Genomic DNA, 18,459 nt, shown 5'->3' on the forward strand with positions numbered 1-18,459 from the left:
CACCGGTGTCTAATTCAATTATTGAATAAAAGGCCGTTGGCCCCGTCGAAAGGCACCGCATGTCCACGCTGACCGTCGCCCCCGCCGCCGCGCGCGAAAACCGCGTCCTCGCCGACCGCCTCGGTGGCACTATCGCCCGCGAAATCGCCCTGATCGCCGCTGGCACACTCGCCCTGATCGTCCTCGCCCGCATCTCGATCCCGCTGCCCTTCACGCCCGTGCCGGTCTCGCTCGGTACGCTCGGCGCGCTCTCGGTCGGCACGGCCCTCGGCGCGCGCCGAGGCCTCGTCTCCGTCGCCGCCTACGCCCTCCTCGGCATCGCGGGCGCTCCGGTCTTCACCGGCACGAACATCGGCTGGGCTTTCGCCTCTTTCGGCTACATCCTCGGCTATTTCCTGGTCGCCGCGATCGCCGGCCTGGCCGCCCAGCGCGGCGCCGACCGCCGCGTGCTCACTATGGCGCCGACCGCCCTCGCCTCCATCTTCTCCGTGTACGTCCTGGGCCTGGCGTGGATGATTCCCTTCGCGCACATGACGCTTGAGCAGGGCCTCATGAAGGGTTTTGTGCCTTTCATTGTCGGCGACCTGGTCAAGGCCGCCGTCGCCGCCGGGCTTTTCCCGGTGCTGCGCTCCATCTTCCGCTGAGCCGCGCGTTCCAGCGTCACGAGAGTCGGCCTCGTCCCCTCCCGGGGGCGGGGCCGCCCCGTATCCGCGGACAAAAGCGCGGTGACATGCGCTATGGTGCGCGACGGCGCGGGGTGAGCGCGGGTAGCATGGGGAGGGTGAACGCTACTGACATGCATCCCGTCCTCGTCGTCGACTTCGGCGCGCAGTATGCCCAGCTGATCGCCCGTCGCGTGCGTGAGGCCAACGTCTACTCCGAGATCGTCCCCCACACCATGAGCGTGGCGGACATGCTCGCCAAGGAGCCGGCCGCCATCATCCTGTCCGGCGGTCCGTCTTCCGTGTACGAGGAGGGTGCGCCCTCCGTCGATCCCGCGATTTTTGAGGCCGGCGTGCCCGTCCTGGGTATCTGCTACGGCTTCCAGACCATGGCCCACGCCCTCGGCGGCACCGTCGGTCGCACGGGCACCCGCGAGTACGGGCACACCGAGGCCACGGTTTCTGCGGGTTCCTGCCTGTTCGACGGCACCCCCGACGATCAGATCGTGTGGATGAGCCACGGTGACGCCGTCCAGGGCGCGCCCGAGGGATTCACCGTCACCGCCTCCACCGCCGAGACCCCCGTTGCGGCCTTCGAGTCGCGCGAGCGTCGCCTCTACGGCCTGCAGTGGCACCCCGAGGTGGGCCACTCCCAGTTCGGCCAGGATGCCCTGAAGAACTTCCTGTACAAGGGTGCCGGGATTACACCCGCGTGGACTGCCGGGTCCATCGTGGACGAGCAGGTTGCAAAGATCCGTGAGCAGGTCGGCGACGCGCAGGTCATCTGCGCCCTATCTGGTGGCGTGGACTCCTCCGTGGCCGCGGCCCTCGTGCACAAGGCTGTTGGCGACCAGCTGACCTGCTTCTTCATCGATCATGGCCTGCTGCGTGCGGGCGAGCGCGAGCAGGTGGAGAACGACTACGCGCGCGGCATGGGCATCCGCGTCATCACGTGCGACGAGTCTGAGCGTTTCCTGTCTGCCCTGGCCGGCGTCACCGAGCCCGAGGCGAAGCGTAAGATCATCGGCCGCGAGTTCATCCGCTCCTTCGAGGCCGCTCAGAAGCAGGTCATCGAAGAGGTTGGCGCCGCCGGTGGTGAGGTGAAGTTCCTCGTCCAGGGCACGCTGTACCCCGACGTCGTCGAGTCCGGCGGCGGCGAGGGCGCGGCCAACATCAAGAGCCACCACAACGTGGGCGGCCTGCCCGAGGACATGACCTTCGAACTGGTCGAGCCCCTGCGCACCCTCTTCAAGGACGAGGTGCGCGCGGTCGGCCGCGAGCTGGGCCTGCCCGACTACCTGGTGAACCGTCAGCCCTTCCCGGGCCCGGGCCTGGGCATCCGCATCATTGGTGAGGTCACGCGCGAGCGCCTGGACATCCTGCGCGCCGCCGACCTGATCGCCCGCGAGGAGCTCACGGCGGCCGGCCTGGATCAGGAGATCTGGCAGTGCCCGGTGGTTCTGCTCGCCGACGTTCGTTCCGTGGGCGTCCAGGGGGATGGCCGTACCTACGGCCACCCGATCGTGCTGCGTCCCGTGTCCTCCGAGGACGCGATGACGGCCGACTGGACGCGCCTGCCCTACGACGTCCTGGCCCGCATCTCGACCCGCATCACCAACTCGGTGCCCGAGGTCAACCGCGTCGTCCTCGACGTGACCTCCAAGCCCCCGGCCACCATCGAGTGGGAGTAGAATAAGTTTCTATTATAGAACTGTTGAAAATACAGCGTTTCGGCATTTTGTGGGAGCAAAGAACTTTTAGTGATACTATTTTGATACTAAAAGTAAGAGAAGTAGGTCTGAAAGGGAGTTGTTGAATTGAGCGAGTTATATGAACGATACTTATTGAAAGTGTGAAAGGGTAGATAAATTGCTTAGAAAGCCTTCTATCATTTTGGTGGGAGGCTTTCGCAGAAATGGTGGGTAAGAAATTTGAAGTTGTGTAGGTGGTGAATATGATATTTCATGAATTTGGTGATAAAAATTTACCACATATATTATTGATACATGGTGGAGGTAGTTCCTGGTGGAATTATCTTCGGCAGGCTCAAATGTTATCCGATAAATACCATGTAATTTTACCAACACTTAATGGTCATGGAGAAGAATATCAAAAAGATTACATTTCAACTGAAGATTCTGCACTGCAAATTATGGATTATGTAAAGAATAATTGTGATGGAAAATTGTTTGCTGTGGGCGGTGTTTCTCTGGGTGGTCAAATTGCAATTGAGCTATTGTCATTAGATAGCGATGTAGCTCATAAAGCAATAATAGATGGGAGCATTTGTATTCCTCAACACAAATTAGCAAGAATTAGTATAGTAATTGTTAAGTTGTTTGGAAAACTTATGTTTAGCAAAGTGGCATGCAAAATCCAGTTGAGTCTAATGAAAAAAATGTATCCCAATATGGCTTATCCAGAAGAAATAGAAAATTACTATATGGAGGATATGCCAAGGATTCCTATTAAAACATTAGTTACTATGTACCAAACATATATGGGAAGATATGCGCTTAAAAATGCTATTTCAGAAAGTAAAGCGCAGGTTTTATATATTTATGGCGAAAAAGAAATGAGTTGCGTTAAGGAGTCGGCTAAGCTATTTAAGGAAATGCATCCCAATTGTACTCTATATGAAGCTAAAGGTTATAATCATGGATATCTGTCAGCTTATCTACCTTTAGAGTGGATGGCTCTGGTTAATCCATTTTTGAAAAACAATATTTATTAATAAAACGGTGGTGTCATAGGGTGTAAGCAATTTTCGTGTAGCGATGATGCTTATGGGAGGCTGGTTGTGGGGTGTCGTCGGATGCTTGGTATTCAGGATCGTGCGGCGATCATGGCAGGGCTGGAAGCGGGTTTGTCCCAGGCGCATATCGCTCGCTTGATTGGGCATTGTCCTTCGGTGGTGTGCCGTGAGATCGCCTGCCATGCGGGCCCTGATGGGGCGCATTGAGCCGAGAAGCCCGTCCTGTGTGCGGGCGAGAACGAGGACCGGGTGAAACTTGCAGCCATGGTCATCGAAGTTAAAGCGTGCGTGTCAGATCTCCCATGGAGTGGGAGCTGCCTCACTCGCTGTCATCCCAATCTCCTGGGAGCCGCGCGACTCCATTTGTATCCACGCTGGGGCGATAGGCGCAGCGCTCGAGTCCGTCAAACGTGGGAGTATCGGGGCGCATGTCGAAGGGGAGGCCGCCAACCTCGATCGACTTGGCGAGGAAGATGTTGATCGCGTCCGACAGGCTAATGCCCCAGCGTGCGTAGACGGCTGCAGCGTCGGCCTTGATCTGTGCGGTCGTGCGGGTCTTCACCTCGGCGGTGCGGGTCATCGTTGGCATGCTCGCTCCTTTCGCCGCCTACATCATAGTCCCTGACTGGTGCTGAGATGGGGCCATTGTGGGGCGGTATGGCGTAGTAGTAGGCAGCTTCCCCTTGTTCTGAGGCCAGACTCTGGCCATAATTATGGCTAAGGTTGAAAGGAATAGAATGTCGACACTGACTATGGGGCTCGCCGAGGCGAAGAACAACTTTTCGCGAGTGACAGCAGAGGTGAACAGGACGGGGAAGCCTGTCACGATCCTCAAGAACAACAGGCCGTGGGTGGTCATTCAACCGGCGCAGCAGTCTGAGAGTGCTGTCGATGTCGCTGTTGACTTCATGGATGCCTACGCGGACGTGTTTGAAGAGCTCGCGAAGTGAACGCTGTCGCGTTTTCTCGGGATGAGGCCGGGGCTCGTTCGTCCCCGCGTCGGTCGTGAAGCCTCGTGTGGAGTAGGGTTTGTCGTAGCGAAGCGGCAGCCCTGGATCAAGGAGGATGACACGTGGATCTGCTCGAATACATGCGCTCGCAAGACAGCATGACGCAGGCCGAATGGGAGCGCACGTTTGAGGACGAGGGCAGGGAGATCCTCGTCCTGCTCGCCGGCGGTAGCGGGGCCGGCAAGAGGAACGGATTCTGGGACGTCTCGCACTACTTCATTGCGTATGTGGACTGCCAGACCGGCGCACTGCACACGGGTGACGGCCGGATCGTCTATCCCGTCAGCGACGAGGAACATGATGCCGGAGGAATCCTCGATCGCTTCCGTCGGGAAGCGGTATACCGCCTCAAGGCGCGTAAGAAGATTCCGCACGAGGTTCCCGAGGGCGTGACCGCCTCCTCGCAGAACCAGTTCCTGATCGTCGAGGTCCTGGAAGAAGATGCCTCGTGCCCAGCCCTGGACAAGGTACTGACTGAGTATCGCAAGCCGGTAGTCCTTAACGACGAGGAGTTGGGTGAACTCACTCTCGACAAGGATCTCGATATGTTCGAAGGGGAGGTCCTGTGGCGCGGCGAGCAGATCTGCGTGTCGCTCGAGGTTGACGCGGCGGACGAGGACACCTGGGCCGATGCCAGGCGGGCGATGAAGGTGATGCTGGCGGAGCAGGATCGCTGGGACGGTGACATGCGCTCGAGCGCCGCACGTGAGCTCACCGAACTCGCGTGCGAGTGGCGCGAGTCTGCCGACGAGGAGGTCCCCGAGATTACGGAAGAGAGCTTCGCTCGCCGGATCGAGCTGCGCAGCATCGCGATGGAACCTGACGGCTCGTTCTCAGCCTACTTCGATGACGATGACATGTTCTTCGGTCACTGTGTCGTGGTGTACGGATCCCTCACTGATGGGGTGGCCTCGGCGGAAATGGCGGGTTAGGCGTCCTGAGAGCTGGCCGGAGCACTGCTATCGAGTCGACGTAGGAGCATGTAGAGCCTGATCGAGGCGACCAAGTCGGCGATGGGAACGGCGTGCATCTTCCTGAGTCTTTTCACTGTTGCTGATGGGATTGTCTGTTCGGCCAGTAGGCGTTTTATTGCGGCAAACCCATGGAAGGATGACACGAGCATCAAGCAGTAGACTCCCGCGTCAAGGGGGAGGATGAGGAGAATCATCAGCAAGCCGCTGACGTTGCCGTTGGAGCTATCTAGCGGAACGATGATCGTGAGAATGAGCATGATGAGGAAAATGGGGAGGAGAGCAAGCTTGACGACGAGACCCCAAAATGCGAGTACGCGTGGAGCAACCTTATCTTGAGAGTGGAGCACTGTCAGGGCACTGAAGTAGACCGCGATCAGCAGTGCGACGATCCACGGGCCTGGCGAGAGCAGCGGCTGGATGGGGAGGTTGAGGTCGAAACGCCACCCTGCGTAGACCATGGCGATGAAGAAGAGGGGTGCGGCGATGCGTGCGACTCTGTCCATGAGCAGCTTTCTTCATAGGGCTTCATTGACTGGCAATGACTATAACATCGCTGTCGTGTAACGAGGCCTACCCCGCCAAGCAGGGCAGGCCTCGTTATGTGCACCTGGTGTCGCTAACGAAACAGTCGTGCGTTCGGCTCAGTGCGCGGTAGTGGGACTACTTCTGTCCGTCCACGTCGGGCACGTATGCGAGGAACCCGGCCAAGGCCTCGTCGTTGTGCTCGAAGAACGGCTTCCCCTTGTCGAGGGAGTCGATCTGGGCCATGTCCTCGTCGGTCAGCGCAAAGTCGAACAGGTCGATGTTCTGAGCAATGTGCGACGGCGTCTTCGAGCCCGGGATCACGATGTGTCCCTGCTGGATATGCCAACGCAGCAGTACCTGGGCGGGGGACTTGCCGTGCTTCTCGGCGAGTTCCTGGACGAGGGGCTCGGTCATGATCGAGTCGTTGCCGCGTCCGCCCAGCGGGTACCACGCCTGCAGCGCGATGTTGTGCTCCTTGAGGAGTTCCTTGAGCTCGGTCTGCGGGAAGTAGGGGTGGCACTCGACCTGGTTGATTGTGGGGACGACCTCGCATTCGTCGAGGATGCGCTGCGTCTGGGCCACGTCGAAGTTCGACAGGCCGATCGCGCGAATCTTGCCTTCCTTATGCGCCTTCTCGAGGATGCGGTACCCCGCGACGGTGTCGCCGGCGGGCTGGTGCAGGATCATCAGGTCGATGTAGTCCGTGCCCAGGCGCTCGAGCGTCTCGTCGACGGCGCTGGCGCGTTCGAAGAACGACGGCCAGAGCTTCGTCTCGAGGACAATCTCCTCGCGTGCCTTCGAGGATGCGCGCATTCCGCGCCCGACGGCGCGCTCGTTCACGTAGACGTTCGCCGTGTCGATGAGCGTGTAGCCGTTGTCGAGCGCGTAGGTGACAGCCGACTGCGCGTCGTCCGGCTCCAACAGGTAGGTGCCGAGGCCGACCTGGGGGATTGTGACGCCGTTGTTCAGGGTGATGAGGTCCATGTGAGCTCCTTCGTTCTCATCAGAGGCGTGCGCTGGAACGGCAGTGCGGTAGTCGAACTGCGCGGACGCCGCTGATTGTCAGCCTATAGTCATCCCGGGAAGGCATGCCTGACGACGGTCGCGTGTAGGCGTGTGACATGTGACGAGTTGGCGTCAGGAGCGCTGTGATCCCTCGGTTCTGCGATTGACGAGGGCTTGCTCAGGCCTATACTGAACACTGTTCATTATGGATTGTTGCAGGTAGTAAGACGATAGGAAATCGTGCCCAAACAAGTGATCGACCCGGGGAAGCTGGTCAGCCAGGCCTACGCCATCGCCTCGCGCGACGGCATCTCCGCGCTCTCCGTGCGCAAGGTTGCCGCCGCGTGCGGCATCGCGGTCGGCTCCGTCTACGGCTACTTCCCGACCAAGGCAGACCTGACGGCCGCCGTGCTCACCCGCTTCTTCGACGAGAACCTCTCCGACGAGCTGTGCGCGGTGCGCCCCGGCGAGCGCTTCACCTCCTACGTGCGGCGATTCCGCGAGGCTCTGTGCGCCGCGCGCGTCGGCATGAGCGTCGACTGGTTCGCCGAAATGCGCCGCCTCCCCAGCGGCGAACAGAAAGCCCTCGAGGCCGTGCGCGCCCCCATGCTCGCCCACATCGAACGCGGGCTCAGGAGTGTTCTCGACGCGGACGAGGCCGTGGACCGCTCCCGGCTCGTCGGCCCCATGAGCGCCGAGGCCCTGTGTCGCTACGTGCTGCGCAGTATTATCGCTTCGCTCATGGAGGGCGGCGAGTGCGAGACGCTGTTCGCCCTCCTCGATGCCGCCCTGTATGAGACCACTGCAGACGAAAAGGACACTAAGAAATGAGTCGATTCCGCATCAACAAGCAGTCCCTGATCGCCGTCGCCGGCATCGTCTGGCTGCTCGCCGGCCTGAACGTCGCGATCCTCGGCGTGCGCGCGGCCATCGACATGCGCGGAGTCGCCGCGATTGTTTTCCTGGCGCTCGCGGGCGGCGCCATCGCCATCTTCTGCGCGTTCCATCCGATGTTTTCCAAGCTCGTCCAGAAGAACGTCCAGCGCATCGCCGACCTGGAGGGGGATCGTCACCACGTCGTGCGCTTCTTCGACCGCAAGAGCTACCTCATGATGGCAATCATGATGTCCTTCGGCATTGGAATGCGCGCCGCGGGCGTCTTCCCCGACTGGTTCATCGCATTCTTCTACACGGGCCTGGGTGTTGCTCTCGCGCTTGCCGGCGCTAGCTACATCGCGCGCGGCGTGCGCGGCCACGCCTGGGCGTTTCACGGGACCAGCTGAGCGTTTCACGCTCTCTGGGCGCAGGCCTCGTCAATGGGCGAGGTCGTCGTGCTCCCCAGCGCTACTGCTTTGTGTGTGTTCGCTGTGAGTGCTGCGCTGTCCGTGTTGACTGCAGTGCTAGTGTGACCCTGTTTGAGTGACCTGCACACCATGGATAGCACATGAACTTCTATACCCTCGACTACATTCTGTCGCACCAGAGTCTGGACGCGACACGGCGTCTAGCTGCGATCATCGTCTTGCTCGTTGTGGCTCTCGCTTTTAGTGCCCTGTATCTGCGTAACCGGGTGAAAACCCGCTGGCGTGACGCGGGTATTGGGCTCTTGGTGTTCTCGCTCGTCCTGCTGGGAATCCAGACCGAGCAGTACCTGAGGCTCAGTGACCAGCAGTCCCAGGCCCAGCTCCTCGTGGGTTTCATGGAGGGTGTCGCCGTCGATCACGGTGTCCAGGCGAGCGATGTCATGGTGAATAAGATGTCCCTGCAGGACGGGATGATCGTGCGCTTTAACGAGGAGGACTACACCGTCCATCTCAATAATGACAACAATTCCTTCACTCTTGAGCGCACGCACATTATCGACCATGGCATCTATGTGAACGGGGAGCACTGACATGGACTTCTACACGTTGACGGCTATCAAGTTCGCGCTCGGTATCCTCACGATGTTGCTCCAGATCAACATCTTGGGAAAGCGCGACTTCTCGCTGAATACGCCTCTCAATCAGGTGCAGAACTATGTGCTGGGCGGCATCATCGGCGGCGTCATCTACAACTCGTCGATTTCCGTCTTGCAGTTTCTCGTCATCATCTTGATCTGGTCGCTCGTTGTTATCGCGACGAAGATCCTCATCGATACCAGCAAAACCTTTAAGAAGCTTGCGGCCTGTCAGCCCGAGCTGATCGTTCGTGATGGTGAAGTGGATATTGCGCGCTGCGCGAAGGTGGGAATGACCGCGGAGGGACTGAGTAGGAGCCTGCGTGAGCAGAAGATTGCCAGCGTGGGTGACGTTGCCGCAGCGATCATGGAAACCAACGGGTCTTTGACGATTCGCGTGCGAGGTGACGGCTCTAAGCGCTCGCTCCTGCCGCTCGTGACTGACGGTCAGCTCGTCCCTGATGGTCTCCTTCTTGCAGGCAAGGATAAAGCCTGGATCAAGGAGGAACTCAAGAAGTTGGGGTACTCCTCGGTCAAGCAGGTGTTCCTGGGTGAGCTCGTCTCTGGGCACCTTGAGGTGATTCCGTACCCGAAGGCAACGAGTGTCAAGAGTTGACTTCGTGGAGGCCTCGTCAATGGACGAGGCCTCCTGCCGTTTATCGGTCAGCTCTCCTTGGGCGCCACGCGATTACCGCCAGTGGCGGTATAAATCTGGCGGTAATGCTGGATGGTGCCGGTGTGGCCGCGAGATCACTGGTAGATGTGTCGGCGGTGTCCGACGGAAAACACTTCGATGATGAGGCGGTCGTCCTCGATGATGCACAGGGCGCGGTAGTTGCCGATGCGGTAGCGCCACTCGCCTGATCGGTTGGCTGTGAGGCCTTTGCCGTGGATGCGGGGGTCCGAGCACCCCTCGAGGTTTTTGCCGATCCATGACGTAATGAGTCGCGCGTCGAATCGGTCCATTTTCTTCAGTTGCTTGAGGGCTGTGTCGCTGTACTCGACGTGGTAGGACATTTACAGGCCCAGCTGCGCGAGTACCTGCTCGTGGGTGTAGCGAACGCCGTTGTCTGCAGCGATCGCCTCGCGCAGGGTGGCGAGGTCCTGCTGGTCCTCGATCTTCTCGAAGACGGCATCTCGAACAAAGTCGGAAATTGTTTTTCCCTCAAATTCGGCGTACTTGCGCACGACTTCGGCGTCCGTTTCGTCAAGACGCATGGTCATGGTGGGCATGGTGACCTCCCGGTGGTGAATACAACGTATTCTAGTTCTCCCTGGTGTCAATGTGCAATGGTTGCCCTTCTGTCTGGGGAGAGGTGAATCGTATTGCGGGCCTCTGCTTGATTACCTCCACTGGCGGTATAATCGTGGCGGTAATAGGAGGCGATCATGGCATACGAACCGTCGTTCGAACGCACTGACGTTATCGATGCTCTGTGCATGGAGATCGCTGAGCTCGTCGGCATGCTGTCGCCTCAAGCACCACTGTCGACCAGCCCGGCGCTGCGTCGGGAGCTGCGGATCCGCACGATCTACTCCTCGCTCGTCATCGAAGGAAACAAACTAGACGAACGTGCGGTGAGCGCGATTATTGACGGCAAGCGGGTTCTCGGAGATCGGCGCGACATCCTCGAAGTTGAAAACGCGCGTGCCGCCTACGATCTCATTCCCAAGCTGGATTCTCATTCGGTGGAAGATCTGCTGCGCGTTCACCGCGTCATGATGGGTGGCCTCGTCCCCGATGCTGGGCGCTTTCGGTCGGGCAATGTCGGCGTGTTCAACGGAGATACCCTCATCCATGCCGGGACTCCGGCTTCCTACGTCCCCGAGGTGATGGGTGGCCTCTTCGAGTGGGTGCATGCGACGTGCATGCACCCACTCCTCGTCTCGTGCATTTTCCACTTCGAATTTGAGTTCTGCCACCCCTTTTCTGACGGGAATGGTCGGACGGGACGTCTCTGGCACGCACTACTGTTGTCGCGGTGGCGTCCGGTGCTGGCCTGGGTGCCCATCGAGTCCGCGATCAGGAGGCGGCAGGCGGAATATTACGAGGCCTTGGCCCGCTCGGGTGCGAACGGTTCGTGTGAGAGTTTCGTGGAGTTCATGCTCGAGGCGATTCGTGAATCGATTCTTCCGTATGCGAAGCCGTCGAGCTCGCAGGATGTGGCTCGCGCCCGCGCGCTCGCTTTCCTCGGCGGTAACCCGCGTGCCACTGTCACTCAGCTTGCGCAACATCTTGGGTGCTCGAAGAGGAGCGCCGAGCGCACAGTCGCACAACTGAAAGAAGAAGGCATGCTCGAGCGTCAGGGGAGCCCCAGGTCGGGCGTGTGGGTTGTCCGTGCGCCGAGACTCTAAGCTGCATCAGTAGTCCATGTGTCGGCGTTGAGACTCCGCAACTTCATAACGAGTCCAAGCCGCTAGGGAGGCAAGGAGGCCGACGATGAGGTACGCCAAAACGGTGCTCTTAATGGGCGGGGTGGAACTCCTCGTGAGGAACGCCGTCGCCTCAGACGCCCGCGCGCTGCGCGAGACCATGCAACGCACGCATGCGCAAACTGACTACCTGCTGTCCTACCCGGACGAGCAGAGCGGCGACGATGAACAAGAAGCTCGCTCCCTCGAGGAAACGGAACGCAGCGGCAATGAGGTTGAGCTCATCGCCGTCGTCGATGAGCGCATCGTGGGAAGCGCAGGAATCACGGCCGTGGGCGGTAAGCGCAAGGTAGGTCACCGGGCGCGCTTTGGGATCAGCGTGCTCCAGGAGTATTGGGGGATGGGGATCGGCCGAGTGCTCATGGAGACCTGTATCGGCTGCGCGCTCCGGGCGGGATATGCCCAACTCGAGCTCGAGGTGGTGGCTGACAATGAACGCGCGCTGTCGCTCTACCGGCGCGCGGGGTTCGAGGAGTATGGGCGCAACCCCCGAGGCTACCGGTCCGCGGCTGCGGGCTACCAAGAGCTCGTGTATATGAGGCTTGAACTGTAGCACTCCGGAGGGTAGCTGGCGCTTATGTGTCTAGCTTGAGGGCACTAGAACCCCAGTTCCATGCAGACCAGCGTGTGTAGCGTCTGCCATTGTTGGCAGCCACAGTGGCATGCAGAGTGTTGAGATCCTGCAGGCCCGCGAGCGCTGCTCAGTCGACGTCCTCGTGCCAGATCTGGCGCATGGGAACGCCCTTGTCAAAGGTGCGGGTCGAGCCGTCCTGGAAGGTGACCTCGACCTTCTCCTTCTCCTCATCCTCCGGATCTTCGATCCAGTCCACCCAGTCGATGGCGGGGGAGAGGCTGTCGTCGTCCCAGACGATTTGATAGCCTTCACCCAGCAGCTCGGACATGACGTCCTCTATCTTGTCGGTGTGCACGGTGGGCCTTCCTTGCGTCGATGCGTGGGCGCGCTGCGGGTGCGCGCGGGTGAGAATCAGCTTAGCCGTGATGCCTCGGTGAGTTGGTCCCGACACTCGGCCCCGGCCTCGTCCGTTCTGGTCAGAGACGAGGACTGGGCAGGGGAAAACCGTAGCGTGCGCACGGTTGTGAGCGGCGTACCCTTGACGCGTGAAGGTTCTCGTCGTTCCCATGGTCGCTCGCTCGCGGATGGGCGGGCCGTGGTCGCGCGCGCAGCGCGTCGCACGTGCGTTCCGCGACGGTGGCCATGAGGTCGTGCTCGCGTGGGGAGACGACGGCAACTGCGCCAATCCCGTCGCTCCGACGCTCGAGATTCCGGTTCCCTCACCCCTCGGCCTTCCCGAGGCCATCGCGCGCCACACCTTCCCCCTGGCCTCGCGCCTCGGCCTCATGGGCCGCAAGCCCGTGCGCAGCTTCGAGGAGGTCCTCTGGCTGACCGGTGCCCTCGACGAGCGCTACACGCGCGCCGCCGTCGACGCGCTCCGCGCCCACATGCGTGCTATCCGCCCCGACTTCGTCTACTCCGAATTCAACCTCGCCGCCGTCATCGCCGCCCGCGCCGAGTGCATCCCGTGCGTGGGCAGCGGCTCGCAGCCGACGACCGCCTCCTACGCTTCCAACCCGCGCAAATCCGCAGGAATTCGACGCCTGCTGCGCGAGATGGGAATGCCCGCCCCGGCCTCGTCCCTGACCGTTCTCGAGGGGATGCGGCGCCGCTTCATCCCAAGCTGCCCGACCCTGGAACCGCGGGCGGGGGAGCGGGCCGTCTACTGCGGGTTTCTGGACGAGCCGCCCACACTGCCGCCGACGCGTCGCGATTGCGTGCTCGTCTACCTCGGCGCTGGCAGCGTGCCCGCTGGCGTGGCCGTGCGCGCCGGACGAAAGATCGCCGATGCCCTCAGATGCGACGTGTATGTCGCGGGCGTGTCCGAGGCCACCCAGCTCTCAGGGGACCACGAGGTGACCTGCGCGCCCCGCTTCGACGTTGCTGAGCTCCTGCCGCGCGCCCGCGTCTTCGTGCATCACGGAGGGCAAAACTCGATGATGGACTCTCTATCCTATGAGGTCCCCCAGGTGATCGTCCCGGGTCGCGTCTTTGAGCGGCAATTCAACGCCGAGGCCGTGGAAAACGCGCGCTGTGGCCTGACCGTTCTCGAGCCCAAGCCGGCACTCATTGCCCGCGCCGCCCGCACCCTCGTCGACGAACCCGCCCTGACCTCGGGGATCCGAGGACTGCGCGAGGAGCTAACCTCCCTGGGTGGAGCCGCGCGCATCGTGCGCGAGGTCGAGGAGCTGGTCGGTTAGCCTCAGTGCCAGCCGCGCAGGATCGCCTCCAGGCCCCGCTCAAACTGGGCGTTAAAGTCGTAGCGGCCGTCCAGGAGATCCTCGATGAGCGGGCGCAGCGCCTGCGCGTCCTCGGGATCGAGCGCGGCGCTCGCGGCCGACAGGTCGGCCGGCTGCTCGGGGGAGCCGCCCACGGGCGGAACGACCTCGGCGGCGACGAAGGCCGTCGTGTAGATCGACACCGCGTTGACCAGCCCCAGCATGTCCGCATTCGGCGTGAAACCGCGCCGGGCCAGCGTTACGAACACGCGCGCCAGGAGCGACAGCTGCTCGGGCGTCGACATCGGGTGCGTGAGCAGCAGCATGACTGCGCCCGGGTGGGAGCGCAGTGTCGATGCCAGGCAACGCGCGTAGGTGCGCATGTAGACCAACAGGGGCGAGGCGGGGGTACCTTCGGTCGGCTCCGATGCCTCGTGCGTGGGCGTCGAAGCTGAATCGACCGCCCCAGTGTCCACGCGGTCCAGGAAGGACTCGAACGTGAGTCGCCAGACCTGCTCGGCGATGCCCTCCAGGAGCGCCGCCTTGTCGGGAAAATGGCGATAAAAAGCGGCCTGGGAGACGCCGAGACGCTTTCCCAAAGACCGCAGAGACAAAGCGGAGAGCCCCTCCTCGTCGACCAGGTCGAGCGCGCTCGACAAGATGATGTCTCGCGATAGCGCGCGCTGGCGTGACGACGGCATGGGCTCTCCGCTTCGGTGGTCATTACTCCCTGTGATACCGGAACTGTACCAGTGCCAGCCCCGCGATCACCGCGAAGAAACCCCACAGGACGCCGATCCGCGTCCCGACGTCGGCAAGTCCCGCCCCGTCCAGGCTCACCTCGTGAATCGCGGTGATCGCCCAGTAGGCGGGGGACAGGCGCGCGGCGTGCTGCGCCCAATCCGGGAACGAGGAGACCGTGGAGAAAGACCCGCCGATGCCCGCCGCCAGCATGCCAATGATGTTCGACAGTGACAGGGCCGCGTCGCGGCTGCGCGACCACAGCGCGAGTGCGACGCCGAGCGCCGATAGGACCGCGGAGAAACTGAGGAGAATCGCGGCCAGCGCGACGAGGGACCCGGTCGGCCGGTATCCGAAAATGAGGGCGCCGAGCGCGAGGACAACCGCGATCTGTACGGTCTGCATGAGGAAGGAGACCAGCGCCTTGCCCGTCAGAATGGACGCGCGCGAGGTGGGCGAGGCCTCGAGGCGCTCCCACGTGCCCCACGAACGCTCGTTGAAGAACGATCCGATGATGTTCTGCACGGCCAGGAATGAAAAGAGGATCGCGATTGACGGAACCGCCTGCTCGGCGCCCGTGACGCTCGTGTAGCCGTCGGCCAGGAGCATCGACTTGAACGCCGGCATCATGAATGGGATCAAGACCAGGGGGATCACCGTCAGGATGAGCGTGGGTGCCGGGTCGGTGAGTTGAAGCCGAATGTTGAGGCGGGTCATGGCTCCGATTTGCTTAAGCTGCGACATGGTCACTCTCCTTAATGATCTGCAGATATGCGTTGTGCAGGCTCGCCTGGGTGATGCGCACGTCCGTCAGGCGCGCGCCTTCGAGGGTGGGCGAGGCCAGGGCTTCGCCGATCCGCGAACCCGGGTCGGCCTCGTCCCCGATGTGCCGGAGGATCCTCCCGTCGGAGCTCCACCCATCGATTGAGGGAACCGGACGGTCGAACTCGAGGGTGACCTCGGCGCGCCCGTGGGCGGAAATGATGTCTTCGAGGGGACCGCGCGCGACGATGCGTCCCTCGTTCAGGATCGCGACGTCGGAGCCGAGCTCCTCGAACTCGGCGAGGTAGTGCGAGGTATAGACGATGGCCGCGCCATCCTGCGCGAGCTGGCGCACCGCTCCCAGGATCTGGCTGCGCGCCTCCACGTCCGCGCCGACGGTCGGCTCGTCCATGAACACCAGGCGCGGGCGGTGCATGATCGCCATGCCCGCGTGAAGCCTGCGCTGCTGTCCGCCCGAGAGGTGCGAGGCGCGCTGACCGCGTTTCTCTGTGAGGCCGAGGAGGTCCATCACCTCGCCTGCTCGCGAGGCCGACTCGTGTCGAGTGAGCCCGTTCAGTTCGCCGAAGGCCGCCAGGTTCTGGGCGACGCTCAGGTCGGGGTAGATGCCCAGCTCCTGTGGCGCGTAGCCGATCAAACGTGCGGCCTCGACGGAGGAGGGGCGGTGTCCGCAGATGCTGGCGCTTCCGGAGTCTGCTTGGCGCAGCCCGCACAGAATCGTGATGAGCGTGGACTTGCCGGCCCCGTTTCGTCCGAGTAGCCCGAGAATTTGCCCGGGTTCGACGCGCAGGTCGACCCCGCGCAGGACCTCGTGGGCGGCGTAGCTCTTGCGGATCCCCCGAGCCTCCAGGGCTGGGGCGTGTGGATGTGACACGGTTTCTCTCCCATCGGTTAACGCTGTTAACTTTGTGCCGCAGGTAAGGTTAACAGTGTTAACTTGCGTGCGCAAGCCGGTGCTGCTCGCCGGGGAAAACTGCTGAATTGCTGCGTTTTTCTGACAATCTGTCGCTGCATGGGGGAGGGAAGCAGCCCTACACTGTCCACGCTAGGCGTGAAGGAGGAGCGAAAGTGCCAGGTCTGGAAACCTACGACGCGATCATGCTGCTGTCCTACGGTGGCCCGAACGGCGAGGAGGACGTCCTGCCGTTCATGCGCAACGCAACGCGTGGCCGCGGAATCCCCGACGAGCGCCTGCTCCAGGTCGCCGCCCACTACAAGCGCTTCGGCGGCGTCTCGCCCATCAACGCCTGCAACCAGCGCCTGATCGCCGACCTTTCCGCGGAGCTTGCCAGGCGCGGGCACGACATCCCCGTCGGGTGGGGAAACCGCAACTGGCACCCCTTCGTCACCGAAGGCCTCGACGAGCTCGCGGGGGCTGGTGCCCGGCGCATCCTCGTCCTGCCCACCTCCGCCTACGCCTCGTACTCGGGATGCCGCCAGTACCGCGAAGACCTCGCCGAGGCCGCGGAGGCCCTGCGCGACAAGTGGGGGACGATCGTACTGGGGGCAGAAGACAGCGCCGATAATCCCGACGCCGACATCATCGTGGACAAGGTCCGCCCCTACTACTCGACCCCCGGTATGGCGAGCGCGCAGATTGCGTCCGTCCGGCGCGCGTGGGAGGCCCTTGCGGCGCGCGGCGTCGACCCGGCAGGGATTCGCCTGATCTTCGTCACCCACTCCATCCCCGTGAGTATGGAGGCGGGATCCTCGCCCTTCCCGTTCCGTCCCTCGATCGACGAGGCCGCGGCGGCCTCGGGCGATCACCGCGAGCAGCAGGGGAGCCAGGCCTCGTCGCCGGCGGGAACCCCCGCAACCGAAATCAGCTACGTCGCCCAGCACCACGCCCTCATCGCCGCGATTATGCCGGAGCTGCGCCGCGTCCTCGGGCGCGCGGACCTGGGCTACGACCTCGTGTATTGCTCGCGTTCCGGCCCCCCGCAGGCCCGATGGCTCGAGCCCGATGTCAACGACTTCCTTGAGGAAGTCGCGGGCGGTGCCGCGGCCTGGGATACCGTGAATGGAAAGGCGCTGAGTGGCGCCGTCGTCGTCCCCATCGGGTTCATCTGCGACCACATGGAGGTCGTTTACGACCTCGACACCGAGGCGAAGGAGACCGCCGCGCGCCTGGGTATTCCCTACGAGCGCGCCGACACGGTCTCCACCGACCCGGGCTTCGTGTCCTCTCTGGTCGACGTGCTCGAAGAGCGCGCCGCCCAGGCGCGAGGCGAGAATCCCGCGCGCGTCACCGTGACGGGCACCGGACCCTTCCACACCGTCTGCCCGAGCGACTGCTGCCTCTCCCCGGCGCGCCCCGGGCACCCCTCACCCGCCGCCGCGAGCGCCCACCCCGGCACCGCACACGCCCCTCATTCTTCCGGCGCGCCCGCCCGAGCCGCCGGTCACCCAGCCCCAAACCAGGAGGACTCCATGTCTACCCCGCATCCCCACGCCGCCCGGCCGCCCGAGCAGAACCCGGAGAACCCGGGACATCCCGCGGGAGTGCCGGACCGTGTCGGTGAGCACGCCGCGCGCCACCAGGCTCGCCACGCGGGCACCGAGGCGACGCCCCACTCGCACGCCCGCGTCACTGACCCGCGCGACGCCACCGACATCGACTTCGACGAGGTCAACAACAAGCAGCACTACGCCCTCTACTCCGTGTTCGCGCTGGGGGAGTCCCTGCCCGCCGACGACGGTGAGCGCGGCCGCATCGTCGCCGAATCCCTGGACTACGTGAAGGGCGCGGGCGCGGAAATCCGCGGCTTCTACGACGTGTCCGGCTTCCGCGCCGAGGCGGACCTGATGGTCTGGTGGCTCGACGATGACCCGGAGGTCCTCCAGGACGCCTACCACCGCCTGCGCGCGAGCGAGCTCGGCAAGTTCCTGGATCCGGTGTGGTCCTGCATGGGCCTGCATACCCCCGCCGAGTTCAACAAGCGCCACATTCCCGCTTGCTTCGGCGGCGTCGCGCCCCGCGACTGGGCGATGGTCTATCCCTTCGTGCGCTCCTACGACTGGTACCTCAAGGCCCCTGAAGAGCGCGCCCGCATCATGGCCGAACATGGCCGCAATGGCTTCGCTCAGTACCCGGATGTTAAGGGCTCGACCCTGTCTGCGTTCGGTTTCTCCGACTATGAGTGGGTGCTCGCGTTCGAGGCCGACAGCTTGGACCGCCTGGAGGGCGTCATGCACGCTCAGCGCTACACCGAGGCACGCCTCTACGTGCGCGAGGACACCCCGTTCTTCACGGGTCCGCGCGTGAACCTCGGCGAGTGGGCGGAGCGCCAGCCCCGCGCATAAAGCCCCTTATCTGCGCGTCGGCCCCGGCCTCGTCCCTGCG

22 protein-coding genes and 1 pseudogene are annotated in these 18,459 nt (G+C 62.6%); 14 read left to right on the forward strand and 9 right to left on the reverse strand.

Going from position 1 to position 18,459, the window contains the following annotated elements:
• Positions 1 to 59: 59 nt before the first annotated feature.
• The 4 genes and pseudogenes from HMPREF1138_RS00755 to HMPREF1138_RS10555 all read left to right on the forward strand — a co-directional run.
• A complete protein-coding gene (locus HMPREF1138_RS00755; RefSeq protein ID WP_009055354.1) occupies positions 60 to 644 on the forward strand; it encodes a biotin transporter BioY in 585 nt (194 codons plus the stop codon).
• Positions 645 to 796: 152 nt separating this feature from the next.
• Complete coding sequence (gene guaA / locus HMPREF1138_RS00760) at positions 797 to 2,353, forward strand: glutamine-hydrolyzing GMP synthase (RefSeq protein ID WP_009055388.1); 1,557 nt, start codon at positions 797 to 799, stop codon at positions 2,351 to 2,353.
• A gap of 263 nt (positions 2,354 to 2,616) precedes the next feature.
• Entirely contained in the window at positions 2,617 to 3,396 is a 780-nt protein-coding gene (locus tag HMPREF1138_RS10550; protein WP_081495943.1) for an alpha/beta fold hydrolase, read from the forward strand.
• A 66-nt stretch (positions 3,397 to 3,462) separates the two neighbouring features.
• Positions 3,463 to 3,621: pseudogene (locus tag HMPREF1138_RS10555) on the forward strand (helix-turn-helix domain-containing protein); the annotation flags it as partial.
• A 115-nt stretch (positions 3,622 to 3,736) separates the two neighbouring features.
• On the opposite strand, the gene HMPREF1138_RS00765 reads toward HMPREF1138_RS10555, so the two are convergent.
• Positions 3,737 to 4,006: a type II toxin-antitoxin system RelB/DinJ family antitoxin gene (locus HMPREF1138_RS00765; RefSeq protein ID WP_009055394.1), complete on the reverse strand. Its 270-nt coding sequence runs from the start codon at positions 4,004 to 4,006 to the stop codon at positions 3,737 to 3,739.
• 148 nt (positions 4,007 to 4,154) lie between these two features.
• Here HMPREF1138_RS00765 and HMPREF1138_RS00770 point away from each other — a divergent pair, with 148 nt between their 5' ends.
• Together HMPREF1138_RS00770 and HMPREF1138_RS00775 are read left to right on the forward strand one after the other, a co-directional pair.
• On the forward strand, positions 4,155 to 4,367 hold the full coding sequence (locus tag HMPREF1138_RS00770; protein WP_003793591.1) for a type II toxin-antitoxin system Phd/YefM family antitoxin: 213 nt from the start codon (positions 4,155 to 4,157) through the stop codon (positions 4,365 to 4,367).
• Positions 4,368 to 4,489: 122 nt separating this feature from the next.
• The gene (locus tag HMPREF1138_RS00775) at positions 4,490 to 5,359 is read left to right on the forward strand and encodes a DUF2262 domain-containing protein (RefSeq protein ID WP_009055372.1); all 870 of its coding nucleotides are present in this window, start codon (positions 4,490 to 4,492) and stop codon (positions 5,357 to 5,359) included.
• Here the strand turns inward: HMPREF1138_RS00775 and HMPREF1138_RS00780 are convergent.
• On the reverse strand, positions 5,356 to 5,904 hold the full coding sequence (locus tag HMPREF1138_RS00780; RefSeq protein ID WP_009055396.1) for a hypothetical protein: 549 nt from the start codon (positions 5,902 to 5,904) through the stop codon (positions 5,356 to 5,358). The genes HMPREF1138_RS00775 and HMPREF1138_RS00780 overlap by 4 nt on opposite strands.
• 157 nt (positions 5,905 to 6,061) lie before the next feature.
• A complete protein-coding gene (locus HMPREF1138_RS00785) occupies positions 6,062 to 6,910 on the reverse strand; it encodes an aldo/keto reductase (RefSeq protein WP_009055392.1) in 849 nt (282 codons plus the stop codon).
• A gap of 261 nt (positions 6,911 to 7,171) precedes the next feature.
• Here HMPREF1138_RS00785 and HMPREF1138_RS00790 point away from each other — a divergent pair, with 261 nt between their 5' ends.
• The 4 genes from HMPREF1138_RS00790 to HMPREF1138_RS00805 all read left to right on the forward strand — a co-directional run bounded on the left by HMPREF1138_RS00790 (position 7,172) and on the right by HMPREF1138_RS00805 (position 9,486).
• Positions 7,172 to 7,762 carry a TetR/AcrR family transcriptional regulator gene (locus HMPREF1138_RS00790; protein WP_009055339.1) on the forward strand — a complete coding sequence of 197 codons (591 nt, stop codon included), beginning with the start codon at positions 7,172 to 7,174 and terminating at the stop codon, positions 7,760 to 7,762.
• Positions 7,759 to 8,214 (forward strand): hypothetical protein, encoded by a 456-nt coding sequence (locus HMPREF1138_RS00795; RefSeq protein WP_009055363.1) that lies wholly within the window; start codon positions 7,759 to 7,761, stop codon positions 8,212 to 8,214. The genes HMPREF1138_RS00790 and HMPREF1138_RS00795 overlap by 4 nt, the downstream gene beginning before the upstream one ends.
• A 161-nt stretch (positions 8,215 to 8,375) precedes the next feature.
• Positions 8,376 to 8,825: a DUF3290 domain-containing protein gene (locus tag HMPREF1138_RS00800; RefSeq protein ID WP_009055326.1), complete on the forward strand. Its 450-nt coding sequence runs from the start codon at positions 8,376 to 8,378 to the stop codon at positions 8,823 to 8,825.
• 1 nt (position 8,826) lies between these two features.
• Positions 8,827 to 9,486, forward strand: coding sequence for a DUF421 domain-containing protein (locus tag HMPREF1138_RS00805; protein ID WP_009055370.1), 660 nt, complete (start codon positions 8,827 to 8,829; stop codon positions 9,484 to 9,486).
• A gap of 134 nt (positions 9,487 to 9,620) precedes the next feature.
• Here HMPREF1138_RS00805 and HMPREF1138_RS00810 read toward each other — a convergent pair whose 3' ends face one another.
• Together HMPREF1138_RS00810 and relB are read right to left on the reverse strand one after the other, a co-directional pair.
• On the reverse strand, positions 9,621 to 9,887 hold the full coding sequence (locus tag HMPREF1138_RS00810; protein WP_009055383.1) for a type II toxin-antitoxin system RelE family toxin: 267 nt from the start codon (positions 9,885 to 9,887) through the stop codon (positions 9,621 to 9,623).
• Entirely contained in the window at positions 9,888 to 10,094 is a 207-nt protein-coding gene (gene relB / locus HMPREF1138_RS00815; RefSeq protein ID WP_238318579.1) for a type II toxin-antitoxin system RelB family antitoxin, read from the reverse strand. It abuts the gene before it with no gap.
• A 165-nt stretch (positions 10,095 to 10,259) separates the two neighbouring features.
• On the opposite strand from relB, the gene HMPREF1138_RS00820 reads away from it, so the two are divergent.
• Together HMPREF1138_RS00820 and HMPREF1138_RS00825 are read left to right on the forward strand one after the other, a co-directional pair.
• On the forward strand, positions 10,260 to 11,225 hold the full coding sequence (locus HMPREF1138_RS00820) for a Fic family protein (protein WP_009055337.1): 966 nt from the start codon (positions 10,260 to 10,262) through the stop codon (positions 11,223 to 11,225).
• Positions 11,226 to 11,310: 85 nt separating this feature from the next.
• A complete protein-coding gene (locus tag HMPREF1138_RS00825) occupies positions 11,311 to 11,856 on the forward strand; it encodes a GNAT family N-acetyltransferase (RefSeq protein ID WP_009055409.1) in 546 nt (181 codons plus the stop codon).
• Positions 11,857 to 12,004: 148 nt separating this feature from the next.
• Here the strand turns inward: HMPREF1138_RS00825 and HMPREF1138_RS00830 are convergent, their stop codons facing one another.
• A complete protein-coding gene (locus tag HMPREF1138_RS00830; protein WP_009055350.1) occupies positions 12,005 to 12,232 on the reverse strand; it encodes a hypothetical protein in 228 nt (75 codons plus the stop codon).
• A gap of 211 nt (positions 12,233 to 12,443) precedes the next feature.
• Between HMPREF1138_RS00830 and HMPREF1138_RS00835 the strand changes: the two genes are divergently transcribed.
• Positions 12,444 to 13,577 carry a glycosyltransferase gene (locus HMPREF1138_RS00835; RefSeq protein WP_039936335.1) on the forward strand — a complete coding sequence of 378 codons (1,134 nt, stop codon included), beginning with the start codon at positions 12,444 to 12,446 and terminating at the stop codon, positions 13,575 to 13,577.
• A 2-nt stretch (positions 13,578 to 13,579) separates the two neighbouring features.
• On the opposite strand, the gene HMPREF1138_RS00840 is transcribed toward HMPREF1138_RS00835, so the two are convergent.
• From HMPREF1138_RS00840 to HMPREF1138_RS00850, 3 genes are read right to left on the reverse strand one after another with little or no spacing between them, the layout of a single operon-like run.
• A complete protein-coding gene (locus tag HMPREF1138_RS00840) occupies positions 13,580 to 14,296 on the reverse strand; it encodes a TetR/AcrR family transcriptional regulator (protein WP_009055366.1) in 717 nt (238 codons plus the stop codon).
• Positions 14,297 to 14,318: 22 nt separating this feature from the next.
• A complete protein-coding gene (locus tag HMPREF1138_RS00845; RefSeq protein ID WP_009055352.1) occupies positions 14,319 to 15,080 on the reverse strand; it encodes an ABC transporter permease in 762 nt (253 codons plus the stop codon).
• A complete protein-coding gene (locus HMPREF1138_RS00850) occupies positions 15,067 to 15,990 on the reverse strand; it encodes an ABC transporter ATP-binding protein (protein ID WP_009055376.1) in 924 nt (307 codons plus the stop codon). Before HMPREF1138_RS00850 ends, HMPREF1138_RS00845 begins: the two co-directional genes overlap by 14 nt.
• 194 nt (positions 15,991 to 16,184) lie before the next feature.
• Between HMPREF1138_RS00850 and hemQ the strand changes: the two genes are divergently transcribed.
• On the forward strand, positions 16,185 to 18,419 hold the full coding sequence (gene hemQ / locus HMPREF1138_RS00855; protein ID WP_009055404.1) for a hydrogen peroxide-dependent heme synthase: 2,235 nt from the start codon (positions 16,185 to 16,187) through the stop codon (positions 18,417 to 18,419).
• The last annotated feature ends 40 nt before the right edge of the window (positions 18,420 to 18,459 follow it).

Source organism: Actinomyces sp. ICM58, from assembly GCF_000283035.1.
Lineage (GTDB): Bacteria > Actinomycetota > Actinomycetes > Actinomycetales > Actinomycetaceae > Pauljensenia.

Bases quoted from the DNA above. Each gene is read 5' to 3' on its own strand.
- HMPREF1138_RS00845 (WP_009055352.1), bottom strand. From the start codon at position 15,080: ATGTCGCAGCTTAAGCAAATCGGAGCCATGACCCGCCTCAACATTCGG.
- HMPREF1138_RS00805 (WP_009055370.1), top strand. From the start codon at position 8,827: ATGGACTTCTACACGTTGACGGCTATCAAGTTCGCGCTCGGTATCCTC.
- HMPREF1138_RS00810 (WP_009055383.1), bottom strand. From the start codon at position 9,887: ATGTCCTACCACGTCGAGTACAGCGACACAGCCCTCAAGCAACTGAAG.
- HMPREF1138_RS00755 (WP_009055354.1), top strand. From the start codon at position 60: ATGTCCACGCTGACCGTCGCCCCCGCCGCCGCGCGCGAAAACCGCGTC.
- HMPREF1138_RS00825 (WP_009055409.1), top strand. From the start codon at position 11,311: ATGAGGTACGCCAAAACGGTGCTCTTAATGGGCGGGGTGGAACTCCTC.
- HMPREF1138_RS00840 (WP_009055366.1), bottom strand. From the start codon at position 14,296: ATGCCGTCGTCACGCCAGCGCGCGCTATCGCGAGACATCATCTTGTCG.
- HMPREF1138_RS10550 (WP_081495943.1), top strand. From the start codon at position 2,617: ATGATATTTCATGAATTTGGTGATAAAAATTTACCACATATATTATTG.
- HMPREF1138_RS00800 (WP_009055326.1), top strand. From the start codon at position 8,376: ATGAACTTCTATACCCTCGACTACATTCTGTCGCACCAGAGTCTGGAC.
- HMPREF1138_RS00785 (WP_009055392.1), bottom strand. From the start codon at position 6,910: ATGGACCTCATCACCCTGAACAACGGCGTCACAATCCCCCAGGTCGGC.
- HMPREF1138_RS00795 (WP_009055363.1), top strand. From the start codon at position 7,759: ATGAGTCGATTCCGCATCAACAAGCAGTCCCTGATCGCCGTCGCCGGC.
- relB (WP_238318579.1), bottom strand. From the start codon at position 10,094: ATGACCATGCGTCTTGACGAAACGGACGCCGAAGTCGTGCGCAAGTAC.
- HMPREF1138_RS00765 (WP_009055394.1), bottom strand. From the start codon at position 4,006: ATGCCAACGATGACCCGCACCGCCGAGGTGAAGACCCGCACGACCGCA.
- HMPREF1138_RS00770 (WP_003793591.1), top strand. From the start codon at position 4,155: ATGTCGACACTGACTATGGGGCTCGCCGAGGCGAAGAACAACTTTTCG.
- guaA (WP_009055388.1), top strand. From the start codon at position 797: ATGCATCCCGTCCTCGTCGTCGACTTCGGCGCGCAGTATGCCCAGCTG.
- HMPREF1138_RS00780 (WP_009055396.1), bottom strand. From the start codon at position 5,904: ATGGACAGAGTCGCACGCATCGCCGCACCCCTCTTCTTCATCGCCATG.
- HMPREF1138_RS00835 (WP_039936335.1), top strand. From the start codon at position 12,444: ATGGTCGCTCGCTCGCGGATGGGCGGGCCGTGGTCGCGCGCGCAGCGC.
- HMPREF1138_RS00820 (WP_009055337.1), top strand. From the start codon at position 10,260: ATGGCATACGAACCGTCGTTCGAACGCACTGACGTTATCGATGCTCTG.